Source organism: Streptomyces sp. NPDC048338, assembly GCF_043201055.1.
Taxonomy (GTDB): domain Bacteria; phylum Actinomycetota; class Actinomycetes; order Streptomycetales; family Streptomycetaceae; genus Streptomyces.
This window is the reverse complement of the sequence record NZ_JBICYQ010000004.1, coordinates 315,872-336,839: the sequence shown is the minus strand read 5'-3', so window position 1 is coordinate 336,839 and position 20,968 is coordinate 315,872. Positions and strand designations below refer to the sequence as shown.

Sequence of the window (20,968 nt, the reverse complement as noted above, 5' to 3'; positions counted from 1 at the left end):
CTCAGTGCGCCGCGTGGCGCACGAGGCAGAACGGGTGGCCGGCCGGGTCCGCGTAGGTACGCCAGGCCCGGTCGCCTCCCCCGCCGTCGAGCTGCCACGCGCCGAGCGCGAGGACGGCCTCGTGCGCCTCGTCCAGGTCGTCGACCTGCACGTCGAGATGGAACTGCTGCTCGGGCGCTCCCCAGACGGGCGGACGGTGGTCGGCCACGCCCTGGAAGGCGAGCACCGGCGCGCCGGCGGCGTCGTGCAGGGTGGCCCAGCCGTCCCCGAGGGCCCACGGGGAGCCGCTGCGATTGATCTCGCCGCCGAGCAACCGCTGGTAGAACTCCGCCAGTTCCAGCACATCGGGGCAGTCGAGCACGACGCACTGCAGGGTGCCGATCACGCGGCCGCCACCACCCAGGCGAAGACGACGTAGAGCATGGCGCAGACCCAGGCCAGGGAGACGAGCCCGGCTACGGCGAGGACCGCGGTCAGGCCGCGTTCGACCGGACGCAGTGGGGTGGGAACGGGGGTTGTCATGTGCCCCACTGTGCCGCCCAAGATCGAAGCCCGGTATCCGTACTCGTACTCAGGTCGTCCACGATGCGTTGCCACTCGTGCTCACCTCCGGGCAACGGCCAGGCCCAGGTGGGGCGGTCGCCCGTGCGCAGCTCCTCCAGGCGGCGGGCGAGGGCGGCGCCCGCCGTCTCGGCCCCGTCGGGGACCCGGGACCCGTGCCGGGCCATGAGGGCGCGGTGGCGGGCGAGTTCACCCTCGTACGCCTCCGCGGCCTCGGCCTCTCCCCGCGCGCGCTCGTCGTGGGGCGTCGTCCGCCGGAGCACGAGCACCGACGGCTCCACGTCCTCGGCGACGGCCGCGGCGAGCCGCGCGTGCCCGTCGAGGACGACGTAGCAGTCGAGGCCGCTCACCCACCACAGCAGGACCGGAGGCAGGATCCCGGCGCGCGCCTGGGCCCGGTACGCCTTGACGCGTGCGTCGTCGGCCGCGGGCAGCGGCCGCAGGGGGAACAGCTCCCAGCCGGTGCTGTGGACGTGCCAGTCGACGTATCCGTCCGGGTGCCCGCCGACGACGCGCTCGCCCCAGTAGTCGGCCGGTCCGGCGTCGTCCCGGTTCCAGTGCCGCTCCATGACGGTCGTGAGCACCCAACGGCCGTCGTGCAACGGCCCGTCCGGGTCGGCGTCGAGCAGCCGTGCCACCCGGTGGAGCCACCGCTCGGGCCGGTCGGCGTACGCCCGCGCCTCGGCGGCGCGCAGGGGCGGCAGCAGCGGACGGGGCGCGGCCGTGCGATAGAAGTCGACTCCCTGGTCGCCCCGGTCGACGACCGCGAACAGGAGGGGGGTGCCGCCCTGTTCCAGGATCAGACGCGAGCCGGCGGTCCGGAGCCGGAGTCCGGGGCGCGGGCGGTCCGCGACGTCGAGGACCAGCTCGGTCACGGGGCGGCCGCGAGGGCTGCCCGGAGCGCGCGGCGGCACAGCGAGTCGGCGCGCCGGGTGGTCTCGGGGATGCGGTAGCGCGGGGCGAGGAGCAGGGTGTGCGCGCACGCCGCCTCCAGGGACACCCGGTGCCCCACGGAGACGAAGACGGGCTTCACGCCCGCCTGGGTGCGCAGGGCGCGCCCCACCTCCTCGCCGTCGGCGAGGAGCGGGCTGGAGTCGCCGCGGTCGGCGCCCGGCTGGTCGTAGGCGAAGGTGAACGGGTTCTTCGCGACGCCGATCGAGGGGAGCCCGGTCAGGACGCCGAGGTGGCTCGCCAGTCCGAAGCGGCGCGGATGGGCCAGCCCGTAGCCGTCGCAGACGAGGAGGCCGGGGTCGGCGGAGAGCGAGTCGAGCGCGGCGCGGACCGTCGGGATCTCCCGGAAGGCGAGCAGACCGGGAACGTACGGGAAGGAGACCCGGCCGACCGCCGTGGCCTCCTCCACCACCTCCAGCGTGGCCGCGTCGAGCACCACGGCGGCGGCCGCGACGAGGTCCCGCTCGTCGTCGTAGGCGACGTCGAGCCCCGTGACGTGCCCGGTGCCGGGCAGGGGTCCCGCCTCGTCGAGCACGAGCCGGGCGCGGAGCTCCCGCTGGAGGTTCCGGGCGGCGGGCTCGTCGGCGGGCCAGCCCGCGGGAATGTCGATGATCGTCATGGTGACGGCCACCCTACGACCCGCGTCGGGGACGGTGGGCGGGAGTTTCCGTCCGGGCGGGGGCCGAGGACGGGCACCCCGGCCGTTCACGTCCGGGCGGGGCGGCCCTCGGGCCGGACGGCGTTCCCCGGCCCCGGTAGCCTGGCGATCATGTTCGTACTGGAATTGACCTACACCGCGCCCGTCGAGCGGGTCGACGCACTGCTGGACGCGCACGTCGAGTGGCTCGACGCGCAGTACGCCGCGGGCGTGTTCGTCGCCTCCGGGCGGAAGAACCCGCGCGACGGGGGTGTCATCCTGGCCGCCGGGGTCGACCGCGGGACGATCGAGAAGATCGCCGCGGCCGACCCGTTCGCCGTCGAAGGGGTGTGCGCGTACCGGATCACGGAGTTCTACGCCACGAAGACGGCGGCGGAACTCGCTTCGTACCGGGAGCAGTTGCCCTCCTAGCCCGGCAAGATCGGCAAGATCGGCAAGACACCCCTGGGACCTGTCTCAGCGGCGCGCCAGCCGGGCGATCCTGCCCTTCTCGCCGGAGGCCCAGCAGGCGCCGTCGCGGGTGCAGTCGACGGTGTCGTACGAGCCGGTGTCGACCGTGCGCCAGGTGCGGCCGCCGTCCGTCGTCAGGTCCGTGCCCGTGGGGCCGACGGCGAGCGCGCCCCACGTGGTGTGCGGGAGCCAGGCGACGCCGGAGCGGTACGCGGGCGGCGGCGTGGCGGCCTGCCGCCACGTGCGGCCGGCGTTCCCGGTGACCGCCGCGGCCTGCGGGGAGGGCTGGTCCTTGCGGTAGTCGCCGCCGACCGCGAGGCCGTGCGCGCGGTCGCGGAAGGCGAGCGCGAAGACTCCCCGCGCCGGGTCCCCCGCCGGGATCGTCGACTCGGCGGCGGTCCAGGTGAGGCCGCGGTCGGCGGAGTGCAGGACCCGGGCGGTGGCCCCGCCGCCGGTCGCCAGCCAGACGTCTCTCGGCCCCGAGGAGACCAGGCACTGGCCGCTCGCCGCGAAGCCCGCCTCGCCGGCCTGTGCAGCCGGCATCCCCTTGTCCGGCAGCACCTGCCACGACCGGCCGCCGTCGCGGGTGGACAGGATGCGGTACTTCCCGTCGACCGGGTCGCTCATGGCGAGGCCGTGCCGGTGGTCGAAGAAGGTCATGCAGTCGTAGAAGGCACGCGGGTCGGTGTTGCGGAAGGACTCGGTCCAGGTGGCGCCGCCGTCCTCGGTGCGCAGGACCCGGGACGCCTCGCCCTCGCCGATCGCCAGGACCACCGCGCGCCGTCCGTCGAAGGCCTCGACGTCGCGGAACTCCAGCTCGCCCGCACCCGGGGGCGACACGTCCTGCCAGGTGCGGCCCGCGTCGCCGGTGCGCAGCACGGTGCCCTTCGATCCCGCGGCCCAGGCGGTGTCGCGGTCGACCGCCGCGAGGCCGCGGAAGCGTGCGTCCGTACCCGTGGTCGTGAGCTGCCAGCCGGCCGCGGCCGTGGGGGTCTCCCCGGCCCGCGCGGGCGCTGCCAGAGTCAGCGCGAGCGCCGCCCCGATCAGTCCCACCGACATCATTCGTCTCGTCTTCCCCTTGGACGTCATGGCGCCGGAAGCTAGCCGACCTCGCGGACCCCGTCCAGGGTGCCTGGCCCGCCACACCCGCCCCCAGGGGCCGGTGACACAGCTCACGTACCCGCGGAGTGCACGTTCCGGTTCGATCGTTCGTCTTCCCTGATGTCAGGGAAGACGACAGGAACCCGCAGCCGCGAGACAGGAGCTGGCACTTGTCCACCGTCATAGAGCAGGCCGTCCAGGCCCGACTGGTCGCCTCCGCCCCGCGGATGGAGACCGTCCCCGCCACGCTCCGGTACGACCGCGGCGACCCGTACGCGGTCAGCATGGCCTTCCCGCCGCCCGCCACGCTGGAGGGGGTCGAGGTCTCGTGGGCGTTCTCCCGCGAGCTGCTGGCGCAGGGTGTGGACGGTCCGGCCGGGGTCGGGGACGTGCGCGTGCGCCCGTACTGCTACGACCGCACCGTCGTCGAGTTCCACGCCACCGAGGGGGTGGCCGTGGTGCACATCCGGACGGAGGAGCTGCGGCGCTTCCTGGAGCGCTCGCAGCATCTGGTCCCCGCCGGCCGGGAGCACCACTACCTGGACTGGGACCAGGACCTGGCGCAGCTCCTCGACGACTACACGTGACGGGCGCGGCCCGCCGCGCCTCCCGTTCTAATTCGATTGCCCGCCCTCCGCGGCCGGCGTACGGTCGGTCCTGGCCCTGTTGTCACCCGATCGGAGATAGGCCGTTGCTCGTCTGAGGTTCGAGACACCGAGCCGCGCGTGCCCTGAGCGCCGCGTGTGCCGTCTTCGATCCTCGGCGTACGAGTACGAGCTTCCCGCCCGGCTGTCCGCGCCTCCGGTGTCTCACCCGTTGCCCCAGCCCACGCTCTTGCAACAGGGAGGCCCTCGTGGCAGTCCGCCCCACGTTCATCACCTGCTCGTCCCTCTTCTTCTCCTGGCCGGACGGCACGCCCGTCCTGGACGACTTCCGGCTCGCCGTCGGCCCCGGCCGGACCGGCCTGATCGGTCTCAACGGCTCCGGCAAGTCGACGCTCCTCAAGCTGATCGCCGGTGAACTGCCCCCGGCGTCCGGCACGATCCGCACGCTCGGCGAGGTCGGCCACCTTCCGCAGGACGTGGTGCTGGACACCGCGATGCGGGTCGACGAGGCACTCGGCATCGCCGGTGTCCGGGCCGCCCTGCACGCCATCGAGGCCGGCGATCCGGCCGAGGAGCACTTCGCGGCGGTCGGCGACGACTGGGACGTCGAGGAACGCGCCCGGGCCACACTCGACCAGCTCGGTCTCGGCCACGTCGGCCTCGACCGCACGATCGGCGAGGTGTCGGGCGGCGAGTCCGTACTGCTCCGGCTCGCGGCACTGCTGCTCGCCCGGCCCGAGATCCTGCTGCTCGACGAGCCGACGAACAACCTGGACCTGCACGCGCGGCAGCGGCTCTACGAGGCCGTGGACGCCTGGTCGGGCGTCCTGGTCGTGGTCAGCCACGACCGTGAACTCCTGGAGCGGGTCGACCAGATCGCCGATCTGCGGGACGGCGAGGTCACCTGGTACGGCGGCGCCTACTCCGCGTACGAGGAGGCCCTGGCGGCAGAACAGGACGCGGCGCAGCGGATGGTGCGGGTCGCCGAGGCCGACGTGCAGCGGCAGAAGCGAGAACTGTCCGACGCGCACATGAAGTTGGCGCGGCGCAAGCGGTTCGCGCAGAAGAGCGCCCAGAACAAGGTGGTGCCGAAGATCGTCGCCAACAACCGCAGGAGCGAGGCGCAGGTGTCGGCGGGCAAGCACCGCGCCCTGCACGCCGAGCGGCTCGACGCGGCGCGTGAGCGTCTCGACGCGGCCGTGGAGGCGGTACGGGACGACGACGAGATCCGGATCGAGCTGCCGCGCACGGTCGTCCATCCGGGCCGCGGGGTACTGGAGCTGCGCGACCTGGAGCTGCGGTACGGGGCCCGGGTGAGCGGTGCCTTCGAGCTGCGGGGCCCGGAGCGGATCGCCCTGGTGGGCCGGAACGGAGCGGGCAAGACGACGCTGCTGCGGACGATCGCCGGGGAGCTGGAGCCGCTGGCGGGCGAGGCGCTGGCGCAGGTTCCGTTGCGCTTCCTGCCGCAGCGGCTCGACGTGCTCGACGAGGACCGGAGCGTGGTGGACAACGTCGCCCGCTTCGCGCCCGACGCGACGGCGAACGAGATCCGGGCGAGGCTCGCGCGGTTCCTCTTCCGAGGGGCACGGGCGGATCAGCCGGCCGGGACGCTGTCGGGCGGCGAGCGCTTCCGCGCGACGCTGGCGGCCCTGCTGCTGGCCGACCCGGCGCCGCAGCTGCTGATGCTGGACGAGCCGACGAACAACCTGGACATGGCGAGCGTCGCCAAGCTGACGGCGGCGCTGGAGGCGTACGAGGGGGCGCTGATCGTGGCGAGCCACGACGTGCCCTTCCTGGAGTCGCTGGGGATCACCCGGTGGCTGCTCCTCGACGGCGAGCTGCGGCCGACGACGGCGGAGGCGGTGCGGGAGGGTCTGACGGCGACCCGCTGAGCCCGTGCCACCCGGGCAACCGTGACGACGGCACCGGCCGCCCCGGCCCGCCCCAGGTTCCTCTTGGGTCGCGACCGGGGCGTGGGTTCCGGATCGAGCCCGCTCCCCCGCGACCCACGCGGGCGGAGCGGGCCGTCTGCTCTGTGTAGCCGTGATCGGCGCCATCCGGCCGCCCCGGCGGCGGCTCAGGGGCGTGACCTGGGTCTCCGTCGCTCCTCACAACCGCCCACGAGCTGCGCACATAACACAACGTAATCGGACATCGCCAAGCCGGGCTTGGCCCAGCCCTCACGCGGCCTTTAACCTACGGTTTCGTAACCTACGAGTGCGTAAGTAATTCCGCTTCCCCTCCTCCGTCCCCAGGAGTCCCCGTGACGCTCACCTCTCCCCACCTCGGCAGCCCGACCGGGTGGACCGACGCCCGGTTGCTCTTCGCGCTGGAAGAAGTGGTGGAGAAGGAACTCAACCGGCACCTCAAGGTCACCAAGGACTGGATGCCGCACGAGTACGTCCCGTGGTCGGACGCCCGGAACTTCCCCGGCTTCTTCGAGGACGGCGAGGCGTGGGACCCGTCCCAGTCCAAGGTCACCGACATCGGCAAGATCGCCCTCGTGGTGAACCTGCTCACCGAGGACAACCTGCCCAGCTACCACCACGAGATCGCCTCGCTCTTCGGCCGCGACGGCGCCTGGGGCACCTGGGTGCACCGCTGGACCGCGGAGGAGGGCCGCCACGGCATCGTCATGCGCGACTACCTGCTGGCCTCGCGCGCGGTCGACCCGGACAAGCTGGAGCAGTTCCGGATGGCCCACATGAGCGAGGGCTTCGAGTCCGACAACCGGCACTCGATGCTGCACTCGGTCGCGTACGTCTCCTTCCAGGAGCTCGCCACCCGGATCTCGCACCGCAACACCGGCCACCAGTCGGGCGACCCCGTCTGCGACCGGATGCTGGCGCGCATCGCGACCGACGAGAACCTGCACATGGTCTTCTACCGCAACCTGCTGAGCGCGGCCTTCGAGCTCGCCCCCGACCTGACCATGCAGGCCGTGCGGGACGTCGTCGTGAACTTCCGGATGCCCGGACACGGCATGCCCGGCTTCGAGCGGGCGGCGGCGCAGATGGCGATCGGCGAGATCTACAACATGCGCATCCACCACGACGACGTGCTGCAGCCGGTGCTGCGCTTCCTCAAGGTCCTGGAGATCGATGGCCTCGGCCCCGAGGGCCTGAAGGCCCAGGAGGAGCTGGGGCTCTACATGACGGGCCTGGACAACGAGGCGAGCAAGTTCGACGAGAAGCTCGCGGCCCGCAAGGCCCGCATGGCGGCCCGCGCGGCGGGCTGACCGACCGGCCGGGCGGCCGGACTACCAGGCCGCCTCCTGGTAGTCCTTGAGGAACACGCCCGAGGACGGCTCCCCCGCCTCGCCGCGCACGATCGGGTCGTAGACCCGGGCCGCGCCGTCGACGACGTCCAGCGGCGTGCGGGTCCCGACGGCCGCTATCCGCGCCTTGCGGGGCGCCGGGTTCTCGTCGGTGATCCAGCCCGTGTCCACGCTGCACATGTGAACGCCCTGCGCGGCCAGTTCGGCCCCGCTGGTGCGGGTGAGCATGTTGAGGGCGGCCTTCGCCATGTTGGTGTGGGGGTGGCCGCCCGTCTTGTTCCGCACGGTGAAGCGGCCCTCCACGGCCGACACGTTGACGATGTAGCGGCGCGGTCTCGGTGACGCCAGGAGCAGCGGCAGGAGCCGGTCGCAGAGCAGCGTCGGCGCGAGGGCGTTGACCAGCTGGGCCTCCAGCACCTCGGCCGGGTCGAGCTCGCCGAGCCGTACGGACCACGAGTTGTGCGGCGAGGCGTCCGGCAGCAGCCCGGCCTCGTCCGGCTCCAGCCCGGCCAGCACGGGGACGCGGTCGGCCCGCTCGTACCCCGGCGCAGGGATCACCCCCGGCGGCAGCTCCCCGCGCTCCCCCGCCGCGAGCAGGGCGTACGACTCCGGGGGGCGGCGTATCGTCTGGGCCGCGTTGTTGACGAGGATGTCCAGGGGCCGCCCCTCCGTGTTCAGCCGCTCGCACAGTCCGAGCACCTGCCGGGGGTCGCGCAGGTCGATGGCGACGACTCCGAGCCGGTCCCTCCACCGCTCGCTGCCCTCGACGGCGTGGAAGCGGCGCAGGGTGTCGTGCGGGAAGCGGCTGGTGACGAGGACCTCGGCCCCGTCGCGCAGCATCATCAGCGCCAGCTGGAACCCGATCTTCACCCGGCCGCCGGTGAGCAGCGCGCGGCGGCCGGTGAGGTCCGTGCTCAGGGCGCGCCGGGCCGTGTTGTCGACGGCGCAGGGCGGGCAGAGCCGGTGGTAGAAGGCGTCGGCCCGTCGATAGGACGACTTGCAGACATAGCAGTGCCGCGTCCGGACGTAGTTTCCCGGGGAGCCGGCTCCGGTGGTCGCCAACGGCGCGTCCTCGCGCCGTTCGAGCGCTCCGGTCATGGTGCGCGCGTCGAGCGCGGCGTCGGCGGCGGCCCGCTCGGCACGCCGGGCCTTGCGGCGCTTGTTGCGGCTCTCGCGGCTGAAGGTCGCGGCGATCTCCTCGCCGCGCATCCGGGCGGGATCTCCCAGCGGCAGGCTCCGCAGCCTGTCGATCGTGCGGCCGAAGGCGGCCAGCTCCTCGTCCGTGACGCGCGTGTGGTGGGGCTCCATGGACACGTGATCGTAGTGAGGTGGCACGTCGTCAGCATCCGGTTATCGCCTCACCCGCCGGTGTGACCAGCATTTCTCCGCCGCGCCGATGATCTGCCAGGGTGGTCGCCCATGGATCGTGATCTTCAGGTGGACACCGATCAGCTGGGCCGCTTCTCGCATGCCCTCGACTCCTCGCTGACGTCGCTCGCCGCGGCGAGACGGGCCTTGGAGCACGCCCGGGCCGACCAGTTGGGGACGAAGGAGCTCGACGAGGCGTGCGACGGCTTCCAGGAGCGCTGGAAGTACGGGGCGGAGCAGCTGGGTGCCCGGATCGGCGAGGTGCGCACGGGAGTGCGTCTCAGCCACGCCGGCTACACCGAGCTGAACCGCGCGATCGAGGCCGCCTTCCGGGCGGTGGAGCGTGGCTGACCGGGACTTCCCGCATCTCGGCTGGGACCCGGCCCCGGGCAGCCCGCCGGAGATCGCCGCCCTGCGGGCGAAGCTGTCGGCGTCGGCCGGATCGCTCGGCACCGCGCACCGCCTGGTGGACCGGCTGTTGTCGGAGAGCGCCGGGTGGCGGGGCGAGGCGGCGGACGCGTTCCGCGACGCGCTCGCCGGCGACCTGCCCCGCCATCTGGGGAACGCCCACCGGTCGTTGACGAAGGCGGCCGGCCGTCTGGGGGTGTGGCACGACGCGCTGGTGGGCCACCAGTCGACCGCCCGCTCGTACGAGACCCGGGCCGGCCTCGACGCGGAAGCGGTCCGCGCGTCCGAGGCGGCCTGGCGGACGGCCTCCGCCCCGGGCGCGGACACCCCCGAGCCGGAGCTGAGGCGTGCCTCGGCGGACCTGACCAAGGCGCGGCAGGCACTGGACCACGTCCGGCGCAAGGCCCGTGAGCTGGCGGAGACCCACCGGACGGAGGCCGGCGCGATCGCGAAGGCCCTGAACGAGGCGACGGACAAGCTGGCCCCGAAGGAGCCCGGCTGGCTGGACAAGGGCCTGGACTGGCTCGACGACAACCTGGGCGACACCCTCAGCCTCACCTCGGCGCTGCTCGGCCTGGTCGCGGTCTTCGCCACCGGAGGGCTCGTCGTCCCGCTGCTGTTCGCCGCCGCCGGGCTCAGTCTGGCCGCGCTGGCACTGCACGCCGGAGACCCGAAGATCCGGTCCGCGCTGAAGGGCGGCTTCACCGAAGGCCGCTTCGACAGCCGGTTCTTCAGCGCCACGGCCACGCTCGCCGGCGACGCGGTGGGCGCGGTGCCGGGCCTCGGCGCGGTGGCCCAGGGCGCCAGGGGCGCCCGGGCGGCGACCGGGTTCGGCGAGGGGGTCCGCACCTTCGGCCGGTCCTCCACGACCGCCCTGCGGGAGTTCGACGCCGCACCCAGGCCGGTGACGGAGTGGGCCGTACGGCGCGTGGGCCCGGGCGCCCGGACGCCGGTCAACGCCGCCTTCGCGGGCACCGGGACGCTGACGGCCGCGAGCAGCGTCGCGGCGTCCGACGACGACCGCCTCGCGCGCGACGGGGCCACCGGTGTCGACGCCGCGCGGCTCGGGAGCTCCGAGATCCCCGCCTACTGGACCCACGCCCGCGACATGGGCCGCGCGGCCGGGACCGTCCGTTGAGGAGGACCACCGTGCTGGACCCGGACTCCGTCTGGTTCCGGCTGCCGCCGGGCTACGTCGACCTGGACCTCGACGCGCTGGAGCCGCTCCGGGACGGCCTGCTCGCCGACTGGGCGACGCTGTGCGCCGACCCGGACCGCGCCGCCCGCGCGGCACGGGAGTCCCGGGCGCTCTTCGGCCTGCTGGAGCAGCTGCGCGGCCGGGGCGTCCTGCACACGGCGATCGGGCTCCACGCGGGCGACGAGGCGCCAGACGAGGTGCAGGAATCGGGCGGGGAGGCGCGGGACGACGAGGCGCCGGGCGGGGAGGCGCGGGACGAGGTGCGGGTGTCGGTGTTCTCGCTGTCCGAGGTCGAGACGGGCGCGCCGAGCTCCGCCGCCGCGGCGGCCCGGTGCGCGCTGGATCTGGCCACGGCCGGCCTCGGCGACGTAGGGGAGTCCCGACTCGTCGACCTGCCGTGCGGCACTCCCGCCGCGCTCGTGACCTCCCTGCTGCCGGAGCCGCCCGAGGGGCCGCTCGACGGCGTGGGCGGTCCCGTGCCACGGGTGTTCCAGGCACGTCTCGCGATCGCCCGGCCGCGCGGCTCGCGCGTCGTCGTCGCCGACCTCACCACCGCGCACCCCGCCGAGGCGGCGGCGTACACGGACATCCTGCTGGCCGTCGGCGGGACGGTCCGCTTCACCGATCCGGAAGGCCCGGCCGAGCCGGACACCACGCCGGCCCGCAGCCGGCTGCTCGACGTCCTGCTGTGACCGGAGCCCGTGCCGTCCCCGCGCCCCGGCGGTGCCGGGGCGGCCCCGGAGAGGGCCTCGTGAGGGTCGTTCAGCCCTGCCGGCGCTTCAGGCGGAAGCGTTCCTTCTCCGAGAGCCCGCCCCAGACGCCGAAGCGCTCGTCGTGGGTCAGCGCGTACTCCAGGCACGCCACGCGCCCCTCGCAGGCTCCGCACAGCTGCTTCGCCTCGCGGGTGGAGGAACCGGGCGCCGGGAAGAAGAACTCCGGGCCCGCCTGGGCGCACAGGGCGTTCTCCTGCCAGGACATGTCGGGCTCCGGTGCGGTCAGTACGGTCGTGTCGGTCTGCATGGCGTACACGCTGCCCGAGGGTCGTAAACGAGCCATCAACGTTCGATCAATGCGGCGCGCCGTAAGGGTTTGTCACGGCCCCGCGCGTCGGCGATGATCGAACGTATGACGACCAGAAAGGGCCATGCGGCCTAGAAACCCCGCCCGCCTCTCCTCCGTTCGCGCGCCCCCGGGTTCCGCCCGCCGCCGCGCCGGACGCCCGTCGCGGCCGATGCCCCGCGTCCCGCCCCGCAGAGGAGAGCCCCGCCCGTGCAGAAGACCGCCCTCGAACCGTACGCCCGCCTGCCCCGCGCCCATCACGGCCGGCACGTCCTGGCCGCCACCGTCGACGACTTCGGTGTCGCCCACTGGCTGCTCGTCGACCGCCCGTCGCGCCCCGGGGGCGACCCGAAGCCCTACGACGCCCTCGTCGTGTCGGTCGGCGACGGTGGCGTGGAGGTCACCGAACTCAACGCCGTGCACGCCCGGTGGCCGCTTCTGGACCGGCTGCCGGACGGCGGGTTCGTCCTCGCGGCCGCCCGCGACCGCGGGGCGGACAAGCAGCGCCAGGTGCAGGTCTTCGACGCCCTCGGCCGCCAGACCTGGTCCTTCGGGGTCGGGGACGCGATCGAGCACCTACTCGTCGACGCGACGGGCGAGCTGTGGGTCGGGCACTTCGACGAGAATCCGGTGGGCATCCGCCGCTGGAGCGCGACGGGCGAGCGCCGCTGGACCTCCGGTTCCGTTCCCGGAGCCGGCTGGATCATGGACTGCTACGCCCTGAACGTGGCGGGGTCCGTCGCCTGGGCCTGCCCGTACACCGACTTCCCGCTGCTGGAGATCCGGCCCGGGGAGCCCGTGCGGGTGCGGGCCAACTCCCTCCGCGGCGCCCACGGTCTGGCTGTCCACGCAGACCGGGTCGCCTTCGTCGGCGGCTACGGCGAGGACCGGGACCGCGTCAGGTTCGGCGCCCTCACCGAGACGACCGTCGAGCCGGCGGAGGTCGCCGAACTGACCCGGCCCGACGGCGGCTCCCTCGGCCGCCGCCGGATCGTCTGCCGCGGCAGCAGGGTCTACGTCCTGGAGGAACCGTCCACCGAGTGGGCGGTGTTCGACATCGGCGGCTGAGCCCCGGGGTCGCGGGGGCCACGGCGGGCGTGCGGCCATCATGGGCACGGCGGCGCGCTCCCCTGCCAGGGCCCGTGAACGGCGTGTTTCCGGCCTCGCCACGGTGCTGATCCGGCTCCCGCCATGTGGGAGCGTGGAGGCCGACCACGCAGGGGAGCGGACGATATGACGACCCAGGCCGACGCCGGCGCCGTACGCGCGCCGTCCGGAGCCCAGGCGGTGCGGCGCGCGCTGGACGTGCTGCACTGCTTCCACGACAACGGGCCGGACCTGAGCGCCTCCGACCTCGCGCGCCGGCTGGGCCTGTCGACCTCGACCGCCCACCGGCTCGCGCGGACGCTGCTCGCGACCGGATTCCTGGAGCAGGACGCCCGTACGGCCCGCTATCGGCTCGGGCCCGCCGTGACGGAGCTCGGCCGGCTCTCGTACCACCAGCGGGGTCTGCACCTGGCCGCGCCCGAGCTCGCCGATCTGGCCGAACGCACGGGCACCGCGGCCGACTTGGCCCTGCGCAGCGGCCCGCACGCCGTCATCGTGGCGGGCGGCTCCGTCACCCCCAAGGTGGGGCTGCGCCGCCCGCTGATGTCGACGGCGCTCGGCAAGGTGCTGCTGGCCTGGCCGCGGGTGGGCGAGGGCGCCGCCCGCACGCTGCCGCCGCCGTCCATCCTCACGGAGCACGCCCTCACGGAACCTGCCCTTCTGGAGGGCGAGTTGGCACGCGTTCGGGAGCGCGGCTACGCACGGGACGACGGCGAGTCGGCTCATGACGGCCGGACGGTGGCCGTCCCCGTCCTGGAGCGGTCGGGGCACGCGCGCTTCGCGCTCGCGGTGCGGGCCACGGCCGAGGTGATCACGGAGGCACGCCTGGACTGGTTCCTGACGCAGGCCCGTTCCTGCGCGCGGGCGCTCGAGGTGCTGCTCCTGCCTCCCGGGGAACGCCGGGCCCCGGCCGCCTGAGGCCGCGCACGCGTGTCCCGATCAACCGAAGGGAACGGGTTCAACCGAAGGCGACGGGTCCGGGCGCCCCGGGACCCCACTCCGCACCCATGTCCGCACGACCGTGCGTTCAGTACGATGGGGGGATGAGCGGGAGCGGCGGGACCAAGACGGACGGACGCGTCGAGCGGGGCAACCAGACGCGGCGCCTGGTACTGGGCCGCACGATGGACATCGCCTCGGTGGAGGGCCTCGACGGCCTGTCCCTGGGCCGGATCGCGACCGAGCTGAAGCTCAGCAAGAGCGGGGTCTTCGCCCTGTTCGGCTCCAAGGAGGAGCTGCAGCTCGCCACCGTCCGCGCGGCCGTCGCCGTCTTCGCCGACCAGGTGGTGGCGCCGCTCGGCGTCCTGCCGCCGGGCCCGGGCCGGGTGTGGGCGCTGTGCCGGAACTGGCTCACCTACTCGGCCGGTCGGGTCTTCGCCGGGGGCTGCTTCTTCTACGCGGTCTCGGCCGAGTTCGACGCCCGCAGCGGTCCGGTCCACGACGCGATCGCCCGGACCCGCGCCGACTGGGCCGCGTACATGGAGCAGGAGCTGGCGGCTGCCCGCGACGCGGGCGGTCTGGCCGAGGACGTCGACGTGCCCCAGCTGGCCTTCGAGATCATCGCCCTGATGGAGGCGGCCAACGCGCAGTCCGTGCTGCTCGGCGACGCGGAGATCTACCGGCGGGCGGGCCTGGGCATCGTCCGCCGCCTGCGCGCCGAGGCCTCGGACGGGGCACGCGACGAGATCGACGGTGCCGGGTTCACGCCGCCCCCCTCGACGTGAACCCGCCGTCCGTGGGTCCACCCAGCGGGCGGGCCCCGCGGACGGCGGACCGGGCACGCCCGCCTGGCGACAGGACGGCGCGCGGCACCCCAGCGCGCCGCGTCGGCCTCCGCCGGCCGCCGGAACAGGGCCTTCCACAGGAAGGACTCGCCGAAGCGCGGCGCGTCGGCCGACTCATCCCGCGGCCGGCGCCTCGCTCGGGCTGAGCGCGGGTGCCGTCACGAAGCGCACGGCCTCCGCGACGACCTCCGGGTCGGCGAGGATCCGGCGGTGGCCGAGGCCGCCGGTGACCACGAGACGGGCCCGGGAGCCGTGGGCGCGGGCGAGCGCCCGGGACTGGGCGGGCGGCACCATGTCGTCCTGCGCGTCGTGGAACAGCAGGACGGGCGCGGCGAGTTCCTCGGGTGCGTGGGTGGCGCTCAGCCGCCGCCAGATGTCGGGCTCACCGGGGAAGAGCGTCGCCTCCACATGGCGGCGCATCCCGTCGATGACGCGTTCGTCCAGGCCGAGACCGGTCCGGAACCCCTCGACGAGCCAGTCGAAGCGGCCCACTCCGCCGAGGCCGACGAACCGCTCGGTCCGCACCCCGTCGCGGAGCGCGAAGAGCGCGGCGAGCACACCGAAGGAGTGGGCGATCACGGCCTCGAAGTCACCGTGTTCGGCGTGCAGGTGACGGATGATCTCGCGGTACTCGCGGATGTTCGTGGCGCGCCCCTCCGAGGCGCCGTGTCCGGGGCCGTCGAACAGGACGGGGCTGTAGCCCTGTTCGCGCAGGGCCCGGACGAAGGCGGCGAAGCGTGATCCGCGCGAGGACCAGCCGTGGACCAGCAGGACCGGACGGGAGCCGTCGCCCCAGGCGTAGGTGACGACCCCCTTGCCCTGCACGGCCAGCCGGCCCGGGCGCGCTTCGGCGAGCAGCCGTTCCTCCTCCGGCCGCAGCCTGGCCCGGCCCTGCGGGCGGACGAAGAGGTGGAAGGCGGCGCGTCCGGCGAGCCCGGGGGTCAGGCGGGCGGCGGCGTTCAGGGAGGTGCGCAGGAGTGGAACCAGGGGATGCATGCCGGGTCTCCTCGGTCGGCCGGAGCGATGAGAAAATGCTAGCACGATCGTTCGTATTGTTTCCTGGGCCGGCGACACCCCTGACACCGAGCGGCGGACGAGCGCGGCCTGAGCCTGGCTCGTCCGCCGGTCGGCCGCGTCGCCGTCAGTCGGCCTTCTTCGCCCGGCTGGGCTGCACCCGCTTCGGCTCCCCCGGCATCTTGGGGTACTCCGGCGGGTACGGCAGGTCCCCCAGACCGTGCTCGGCCTCGTCCCGCCGGGCCAGTTCCAGCAGGCTCTCCAGACTGAAGCGCCGGTCGTCCATGTCCGCGTGGACGTCGCCGACCTCGGCGTAACGCGCGGGCATCGTCTTGATGTCGAAGTCCTGCGGCACCGCGTCGTCGATCTCGTCCCAGCGGAGCGGGGCCGAGACCGGCGCGTGCGGGCGGGGCCGCACGGAGTAGGCGGAGGCGATGGTGCGGTCGCGGGCGGTCTGGTTGTAGTCGACGAAGATCCGTTCGCCCCGCTCCTCCTTCCACCATTTGATGGTGACCCGGTCAGGCATCCGGCGCTCCAACTGCCGGCCGCAGGCGATGGCGGCCCGTCGCACCTGGGTGAAGGTCCACCGGGGCTCGATCGGCACGAAGACGTGCAGGCCGCGCCCGCCGGAGGTCTTGGGCCAGCCGCGCAGTCCGGCCTCGTCGAGCACGGCCCTCAGTTCGTGGGCGGCGCGCACCGCGTCGGCGTAGTCCGTGCCCGGCTGCGGGTCGAGGTCGATGCGCAGCTCGTCGGGGTGGTCGGTGTCCTCGCGCCGCACCGGCCACGGATGGAAGGTGACGGCACCCTGGTTGGCGGCCCACAGGACGGCCGCCGGCTCGGTCGGGCACATCTCGTCGGCGGAGCGGCCGCTGGGGAAGGTGATGTGCGCGGTCGGGATCCAGTCGGGCATGTACTTGGGGGCCCGCTTCTGGAAGAAGGACTCGCCCGTCACCCCGTCGGGGTAGCGCTCCAGCGTCGTCGGGCGGTCGCGCAGCGCGCGGGTGATCCCGTCACCGACCGCCAGGTAGTAGGTGACCATGTCGAGCTTGGTGTAGCCGGGTTCGGGAAAGTACACCTTGTCGGGATGGGACACACGGACCGTCCGGTCGCCGACTTCCAGTTCCACCGCTGCCGCCTTGCCTGCCATGCCCGCCAGCGTAGGGCTCGCCGACATTCCTCGCATACCGGACAATCACTGCATGGATCTGCCGGTGATGCCGCCCGTGAAGCCGATGCTGGCCAAGGCCGTGAAGAGGATTCCGCCGGGAATGCAGTACGAGGCCAAGTGGGACGGCTTCCGCGCCCTCGTCCACCGCGACGGCCCCGAGCTCGTCATCGGCAGCCGCACCGGCAAGCCTCTGACGCGGTACTTCCCCGAACTGGTGGAGGCACTGGCCCCCCGGTTGCCCCAGCGGTGCGTGGTCGACGGGGAGATCGTGATCGAGCACGACGGCAGGCTCGACTTCGACCGGCTCTCCGAGCGCATCCACCCCGCCGCGTCGCGGGTGCGGATGCTGGCGGAGACGACTCCCGCCCGGTTCATCGCCTTCGACCTGCTCGCCCTCGGCGACGCATCCCTCCTCGACACTCCGCTGACCGAGCGGAGGGCGGCGCTGGAGGAGGCGCTGCGCGGGGTCGACGCCCCGGTCCACCTGGCCCCGGCGACCCGGGACCCCGAGGTGGCGGCGCGCTGGTTCGATCAGTACGAGGGGGCCGGGCTCGACGGGGTGATCGCCAAGCCGCTGGACCTGCCGTACCGGCCGGACGCCCGGCTGATGTACAAGATCAAGCACGAGCGGACGGCCGACGTGGTCGTGGCCGGCTACCGCTTCCACAAGAGCGGCCCGGTCGTCGGCTCGTTGCTGCTCGGCCTGTACGACGGCACCGGCCGGCTCCAGCACGTCGGCGTCTGCGCGGCGTTCACCGCGAAGCGCCGCGAGGAGCTGGTCGCGGAGCTGGAGCCGCTGCGGATGGACCCGCCGGACGGGCACCCGTGGGCGGCGTGGACGGACGAGTCCGCGCACGAGGGCGCCCGGCTGCCGGGGGCGCCGAGCCGCTGGTCGGGGAAGAAGGACCTGTCGTGGGTGGCGCTGCGGCCGGAGCGGGTCTGCGAGGTGGGCTACGACCACATGGAGGGCGACCGGTTCCGGCACACGGCCCAGTTCAAGAGGTGGCGGCCGGACCGCGCGCCGGAGTCCTGCGGATACACCCAGCTGGAGGAGCCGGTCTCCTACGACCTGGCGGAGGTACTGGCTCCCTGAGCCCCTGGGGCTCCCGTTCGCGGCGGGCGGGGACGTGCCGGGACTCCGGCCTCACCGCGCAGTCAACTTGCTCACGCGTACGGAGAATCCGACCGTCCGGGCGGGATCGGCCGGACGGGATCGGCCACACCCGGGCGCGCACCGGGCCGGCGGCGGCCTGACTCCCGACCGATCTCTCGACACCCCCGGGTCGTCCAGCGATCAACCGCCTCGGGGCCTCCCCAAACCCGGAACGACCCGAGAAGAGCGTGAGATGCTTCACATTCGCCGACGGCGCGTCAGGGTTCCACCCACCCTCTGTCGATGCCGTGTTCGACGAACGTCCGAGCGGGCGCGAGTCGCCGGCCGCGGGGAAGATCGCGCCACGCTCCCCGCACCTGCGGGAACGTACCGGACCGTCCCGGAGCCCGCGTGATCCACCGGCCCGCGGCCGGGCCGCACGCCCCGCCGAAGGGTCCGCGACCCGTTGCGACGCGGGGACAACCCCGTCGCCGAACCCGGAACCCCATCCGGTACGTATGTAGGAGAGAGACCCCACCTCGCCTCCGGACCCACAAGGACTGACCCGTGATCACCTCGCCCGCACCCCTCGTTCCCGTCCCGATTCCCGACCGCGTGGCCGCCATGATCGGTTCCTGTCTGCCGCTGCACGTCCTGCAGGCGGAGGTCGACGCCGACAGCGCGGCGCGCGAGGTGTACCGGTTCCGCGGACCGCTGTGCGCGGAGGACCGCGCGGACCGCGAGCACGCCCTGTCGGCGCTGGCCCGGGCCAACAAGATCCTCGCCAAGCACCACCCGCTGCTGCCGGTGCTCCCGAACTGAGGCACGCCGTAGGGAGCCCGGGCCCGGCCCGCGCCGCGGCCGGCTCGACCCGGACCGTGACCCGCCGGGCGCCTCCGTACCGCCGGACCTGCCCGTCCCACCGGGCCCGCGCCGCGGCCGGCACGGGCGCGCGTGCGGCCGGACTCCGCGCAGGTCACGGGCTCCGGCGAGGGTGACCGTCCGCCGCACCGGTTCGGCCGTCCCCCGCATGCGGGCCGCGTCGCCCGGTGTGAGGCTGCGAGGGTGACCACCACCAGCGAAGCCGCCCCCGCACCGCCGGCGACCGAGCCCCCGGTGCTCGACGGCCGCCGCCGCAACATCGTCTTCGGCACGATCATGCTCGGCGTGCTCCTCGCCGCGCTGGACCAGACGATCGTCGGCACGGCGCTGCCCACGATCGTCGCGGACCTGGGCGGCGCCTCCCACATGTCCTGGGTGGTCACCGCCTACCTGCTGGCCGAGACCGTCGCCACCGTGCTCGTCGGCAAGTTCGGCGACCTCTTCGGCCGCAAGGTGATCTTCCAGATCTCCGCGATCGTCTTCATCACCGGTTCGTTCCTGTGCGGTCTCGCCACCAACATGAGCCTGCTGATCATCTGGCGCGGACTCCAGGGCATCGGCGCGGGCGGCCTGATGGTGACCTCCATGGCCCTCATCGCCGACGTGATCCCGCTGCGCGACCGCGGCAAGTACCAGGGGGCGATCGGCGCGGTCTTCGGCGTCTCGACGGTCATCGGCCCGCTGCTCGGCGGTCTGTTCACCGACCACCTGACCTGGCGCTGGGCGTTCTACGTCAACGTGCCGATCGCGATCCTGGTCGTCATCGCGGCGGCCCGCACGATCCCCTCCGTCCGCTCCGCGAGCCGCCCGGTCATCGACTACGCGGGCATCGCGCTCGTCGCCGTCGGTTCCAGCGCCCTCATCCTGGCGACCAGTTGGGGCGGCAACGAGTACGCCTGGGGCTCCGCCGTCATCATCGGCCTCTTCGCCGGCGGCCTGATCGCCCTCGCGCTCTTCTGCTGGGTCGAGACCCGGGCCGCCGAACCGATGCTCCCCATGCGCCTGTTCGCCAACCCGGTGTTCACCGTGTGCTCCGTGCTGAGCTTCGTGGTCGGCTTCGCGATGCTCGGCTCGATGACCTTCCTGCCCTCGTACCTCCAGTACGTCGACGGCGACTCGGCGACGATCTCCGGCATCCGGACCCTCCCCATGGTCGTCGGCCTGCTGATCGCGTCGATCTACAGCGGCAACGTGGTCAGCAAGACGGGCACCTACCGGATCTTCCCGATCGTGGGCTGCGCGGTGATGGGACTCGGTCTCTTCCTGCTGTCGCTGATGGGCACCGGCACCAGCGCCTGGCTGGAGTCGCTGTACATGTTCGTCCTCGGCGTCGGCATCGGCCTGTGCATGCAGGTGCTGACGATCGCCGTGCAGAACACGGTCGAGTACGCCGACCTCGGCACCGCCACCTCGGGCGTCACCTTCTTCCGCACCCTCGGCAGCTCCTTCGGCACCGCCGTCTTCGGCACCATCTACACCAACTCCCTGGGGCCCAACCTGAGCCAGGGGATCGCCGAGGCGGCGGCGATCGCCGGCACCGGCGACGCCTCGGCGATCGCCGCCGCCGCACGCAGCCCCGCCGGCGTGCACGGACTGCCGGACGAGGTGGCGGCGCCCATCGTCCAGGCGTACGCGGACACGCTCCACACGGTCTTCCTCTGGACGGTGCCGGTGGCGGCCGTCGGCTTCGTGGTGGCGCTGTTCCTCAAGCAGGTCCCGCTCCGGGACTCCGCCCGGGCCTCCGCTCCCGACATGGGCGAGGGGTTCGGCTCACCCACCATGTCCGGCGACTCGGCCAAACTGCTGGAACTCTCCGTCGGCCGGATCATGCGCCGGATGGATCTGGACACGGCCCGAAGAGTCGTCTCCGGCTCGGACACCCGGCTCGACACCGCGGGCGCGTGGGCGGTGATGCAGGTCGAGCTCTTCACCCGGCTGGTCGGACACGCCAGCCTCGGCCTGATCTCGGCGGGCCGACGGGTGCCCCCGGAGGTCCTGCTGCCGGTCTTCGACCGGATGGTGGACGAGGGCTATCTGACCCGGGAGGGCAGCCTGCTCTCGCACACGGCGGCCGGCAGCCGCGAGGCGCAGGTCATCACCCTCGCCTGGTCGGACTGGCTGAGCGAGCGGATCGAGCGGGAGCGCGGCCGGCCGAGCGGACCCGAACTGCGGGCCGCGACGGACGCCATCGCGAAGAAGCTCATCGCGGAGGACCTGGCCAACGGTCTGCCACGCGGTCCCCGTGAGCCGGTCGGCGTCACCTCCTGACCGTGCCGGCGCGGGG

General features: G+C 73.6%; 22 protein-coding genes. 13 read left to right on the top strand and 9 right to left on the bottom strand.

Annotated features, from left to right (window positions below; genetic code table 11):
* Nucleotide 1: 1 nt before the first annotated feature.
* The 4 genes from ACGFZF_RS11840 to ACGFZF_RS11825 are packed head-to-tail and all read right to left on the bottom strand — an operon-like array spanning nt 2 to nt 2,131.
* Complete coding sequence (locus ACGFZF_RS11840) at nt 2-385, bottom strand: VOC family protein (protein WP_393553467.1); 384 nt, start codon at nt 383-385, stop codon at nt 2-4.
* Complete coding sequence (mmpA, locus tag ACGFZF_RS11835) at nt 382-522, bottom strand: morphogenic membrane protein MmpA (protein WP_356600450.1); 141 nt, start codon at nt 520-522, stop codon at nt 382-384. The genes ACGFZF_RS11840 and mmpA overlap by 4 nt, the downstream gene beginning before the upstream one ends.
* A complete protein-coding gene (locus ACGFZF_RS11830) occupies nt 519-1,436 on the bottom strand; it encodes a hypothetical protein (RefSeq protein WP_393553465.1) in 918 nt (305 codons plus the stop codon). The genes mmpA and ACGFZF_RS11830 overlap by 4 nt, the downstream gene beginning before the upstream one ends.
* A complete protein-coding gene (locus ACGFZF_RS11825; protein WP_393553463.1) occupies nt 1,433-2,131 on the bottom strand; it encodes an endonuclease V in 699 nt (232 codons plus the stop codon). Before ACGFZF_RS11825 ends, ACGFZF_RS11830 begins: the two co-directional genes overlap by 4 nt.
* Before the next feature lie 150 nt (nt 2,132-2,281).
* On the opposite strand from ACGFZF_RS11825, the gene ACGFZF_RS11820 reads away from it, so the two are divergent.
* Nucleotides 2,282-2,581, top strand: coding sequence for a YciI family protein (locus ACGFZF_RS11820; RefSeq protein ID WP_393553461.1), 300 nt, complete (start codon nt 2,282-2,284; stop codon nt 2,579-2,581).
* Nucleotides 2,582-2,626: 45 nt separating this feature from the next.
* Here the strand turns inward: ACGFZF_RS11820 and ACGFZF_RS11815 are convergent, their stop codons facing one another.
* On the bottom strand, nt 2,627-3,709 hold the full coding sequence (locus tag ACGFZF_RS11815; RefSeq protein WP_393553459.1) for a WD40/YVTN/BNR-like repeat-containing protein: 1,083 nt from the start codon (nt 3,707-3,709) through the stop codon (nt 2,627-2,629).
* A 182-nt stretch (nt 3,710-3,891) separates the two neighbouring features.
* On the opposite strand from ACGFZF_RS11815, the gene ACGFZF_RS11810 reads away from it, so the two are divergent.
* From ACGFZF_RS11810 to ACGFZF_RS11800, 3 genes are all read left to right on the top strand, one after another.
* Nucleotides 3,892-4,308 (top strand): SsgA family sporulation/cell division regulator, encoded by a 417-nt coding sequence (locus tag ACGFZF_RS11810; RefSeq protein ID WP_393553457.1) that lies wholly within the window; start codon nt 3,892-3,894, stop codon nt 4,306-4,308.
* 266 nt (nt 4,309-4,574) lie between these two features.
* Nucleotides 4,575-6,218, top strand: coding sequence for an ABC-F family ATP-binding cassette domain-containing protein (locus ACGFZF_RS11805; protein WP_393553455.1), 1,644 nt, complete (start codon nt 4,575-4,577; stop codon nt 6,216-6,218).
* A gap of 371 nt (nt 6,219-6,589) precedes the next feature.
* Nucleotides 6,590-7,564, top strand: a complete 975-nt coding sequence (locus ACGFZF_RS11800; RefSeq protein ID WP_393553453.1) for an acyl-ACP desaturase — start codon at nt 6,590-6,592, stop codon at nt 7,562-7,564.
* Nucleotides 7,565-7,585: 21 nt separating this feature from the next.
* Here ACGFZF_RS11800 and ACGFZF_RS11795 read toward each other — a convergent pair whose 3' ends face one another.
* Entirely contained in the window at nt 7,586-8,911 is a 1,326-nt protein-coding gene (locus tag ACGFZF_RS11795; protein ID WP_393553451.1) for an SDR family NAD(P)-dependent oxidoreductase, read from the bottom strand.
* Between the two features lie 111 nt (nt 8,912-9,022).
* On the opposite strand from ACGFZF_RS11795, the gene ACGFZF_RS11790 reads away from it, so the two are divergent.
* From ACGFZF_RS11790 to ACGFZF_RS11780, 3 genes are read left to right on the top strand one after another with little or no spacing between them, the layout of a single operon-like run.
* Nucleotides 9,023-9,322: a hypothetical protein gene (locus tag ACGFZF_RS11790; protein WP_393553449.1), complete on the top strand. Its 300-nt coding sequence runs from the start codon at nt 9,023-9,025 to the stop codon at nt 9,320-9,322.
* A complete protein-coding gene (locus ACGFZF_RS11785) occupies nt 9,315-10,517 on the top strand; it encodes a hypothetical protein (RefSeq protein ID WP_393553447.1) in 1,203 nt (400 codons plus the stop codon). Before ACGFZF_RS11790 ends, ACGFZF_RS11785 begins: the two co-directional genes overlap by 8 nt.
* Before the next feature lie 11 nt (nt 10,518-10,528).
* On the top strand, nt 10,529-11,269 hold the full coding sequence (locus tag ACGFZF_RS11780; RefSeq protein WP_393553445.1) for a hypothetical protein: 741 nt from the start codon (nt 10,529-10,531) through the stop codon (nt 11,267-11,269).
* A gap of 70 nt (nt 11,270-11,339) precedes the next feature.
* Here ACGFZF_RS11780 and ACGFZF_RS11775 read toward each other — a convergent pair whose 3' ends face one another.
* Nucleotides 11,340-11,597 (bottom strand): WhiB family transcriptional regulator, encoded by a 258-nt coding sequence (locus ACGFZF_RS11775; protein ID WP_147976569.1) that lies wholly within the window; start codon nt 11,595-11,597, stop codon nt 11,340-11,342.
* 249 nt (nt 11,598-11,846) lie between these two features.
* Between ACGFZF_RS11775 and ACGFZF_RS11770 the strand changes: the two genes are divergently transcribed.
* The 3 genes from ACGFZF_RS11770 (at nt 11,847) to ACGFZF_RS11760 (ending at nt 14,467) form a co-directional block, all read left to right on the top strand.
* Nucleotides 11,847-12,704, top strand: coding sequence for a hypothetical protein (locus ACGFZF_RS11770; RefSeq protein WP_393553441.1), 858 nt, complete (start codon nt 11,847-11,849; stop codon nt 12,702-12,704).
* 165 nt (nt 12,705-12,869) lie between these two features.
* On the top strand, nt 12,870-13,661 hold the full coding sequence (locus ACGFZF_RS11765) for an IclR family transcriptional regulator (RefSeq protein WP_393553439.1): 792 nt from the start codon (nt 12,870-12,872) through the stop codon (nt 13,659-13,661).
* A 125-nt stretch (nt 13,662-13,786) separates the two neighbouring features.
* Nucleotides 13,787-14,467, top strand: a complete 681-nt coding sequence (locus tag ACGFZF_RS11760; protein WP_393553437.1) for a TetR/AcrR family transcriptional regulator — start codon at nt 13,787-13,789, stop codon at nt 14,465-14,467.
* Between the two features lie 174 nt (nt 14,468-14,641).
* Here ACGFZF_RS11760 and ACGFZF_RS11755 read toward each other — a convergent pair whose 3' ends face one another.
* On the bottom strand, nt 14,642-15,523 hold the full coding sequence (locus ACGFZF_RS11755) for an alpha/beta hydrolase (RefSeq protein ID WP_393553435.1): 882 nt from the start codon (nt 15,521-15,523) through the stop codon (nt 14,642-14,644).
* Nucleotides 15,524-15,668: 145 nt separating this feature from the next.
* Nucleotides 15,669-16,688 carry a non-homologous end-joining DNA ligase gene (gene ligD, locus ACGFZF_RS11750; protein ID WP_393553433.1) on the bottom strand — a complete coding sequence of 340 codons (1,020 nt, stop codon included), beginning with the start codon at nt 16,686-16,688 and terminating at the stop codon, nt 15,669-15,671.
* Between the two features lie 52 nt (nt 16,689-16,740).
* Here ligD and ACGFZF_RS11745 point away from each other — a divergent pair, with 52 nt between their 5' ends.
* The 3 genes from ACGFZF_RS11745 (at nt 16,741) to ACGFZF_RS11735 (ending at nt 20,952) form a co-directional block, all read left to right on the top strand.
* Nucleotides 16,741-17,802, top strand: a complete 1,062-nt coding sequence (locus tag ACGFZF_RS11745) for an ATP-dependent DNA ligase (RefSeq protein WP_393553431.1) — start codon at nt 16,741-16,743, stop codon at nt 17,800-17,802.
* Between the two features lie 624 nt (nt 17,803-18,426).
* Nucleotides 18,427-18,624, top strand: a complete 198-nt coding sequence (locus ACGFZF_RS11740) for a hypothetical protein (RefSeq protein ID WP_384866583.1) — start codon at nt 18,427-18,429, stop codon at nt 18,622-18,624.
* Between the two features lie 243 nt (nt 18,625-18,867).
* Nucleotides 18,868-20,952, top strand: a complete 2,085-nt coding sequence (locus ACGFZF_RS11735) for an MDR family MFS transporter (RefSeq protein WP_393553428.1) — start codon at nt 18,868-18,870, stop codon at nt 20,950-20,952.
* Nucleotides 20,953-20,968: the final 16 nt, after the last annotated feature.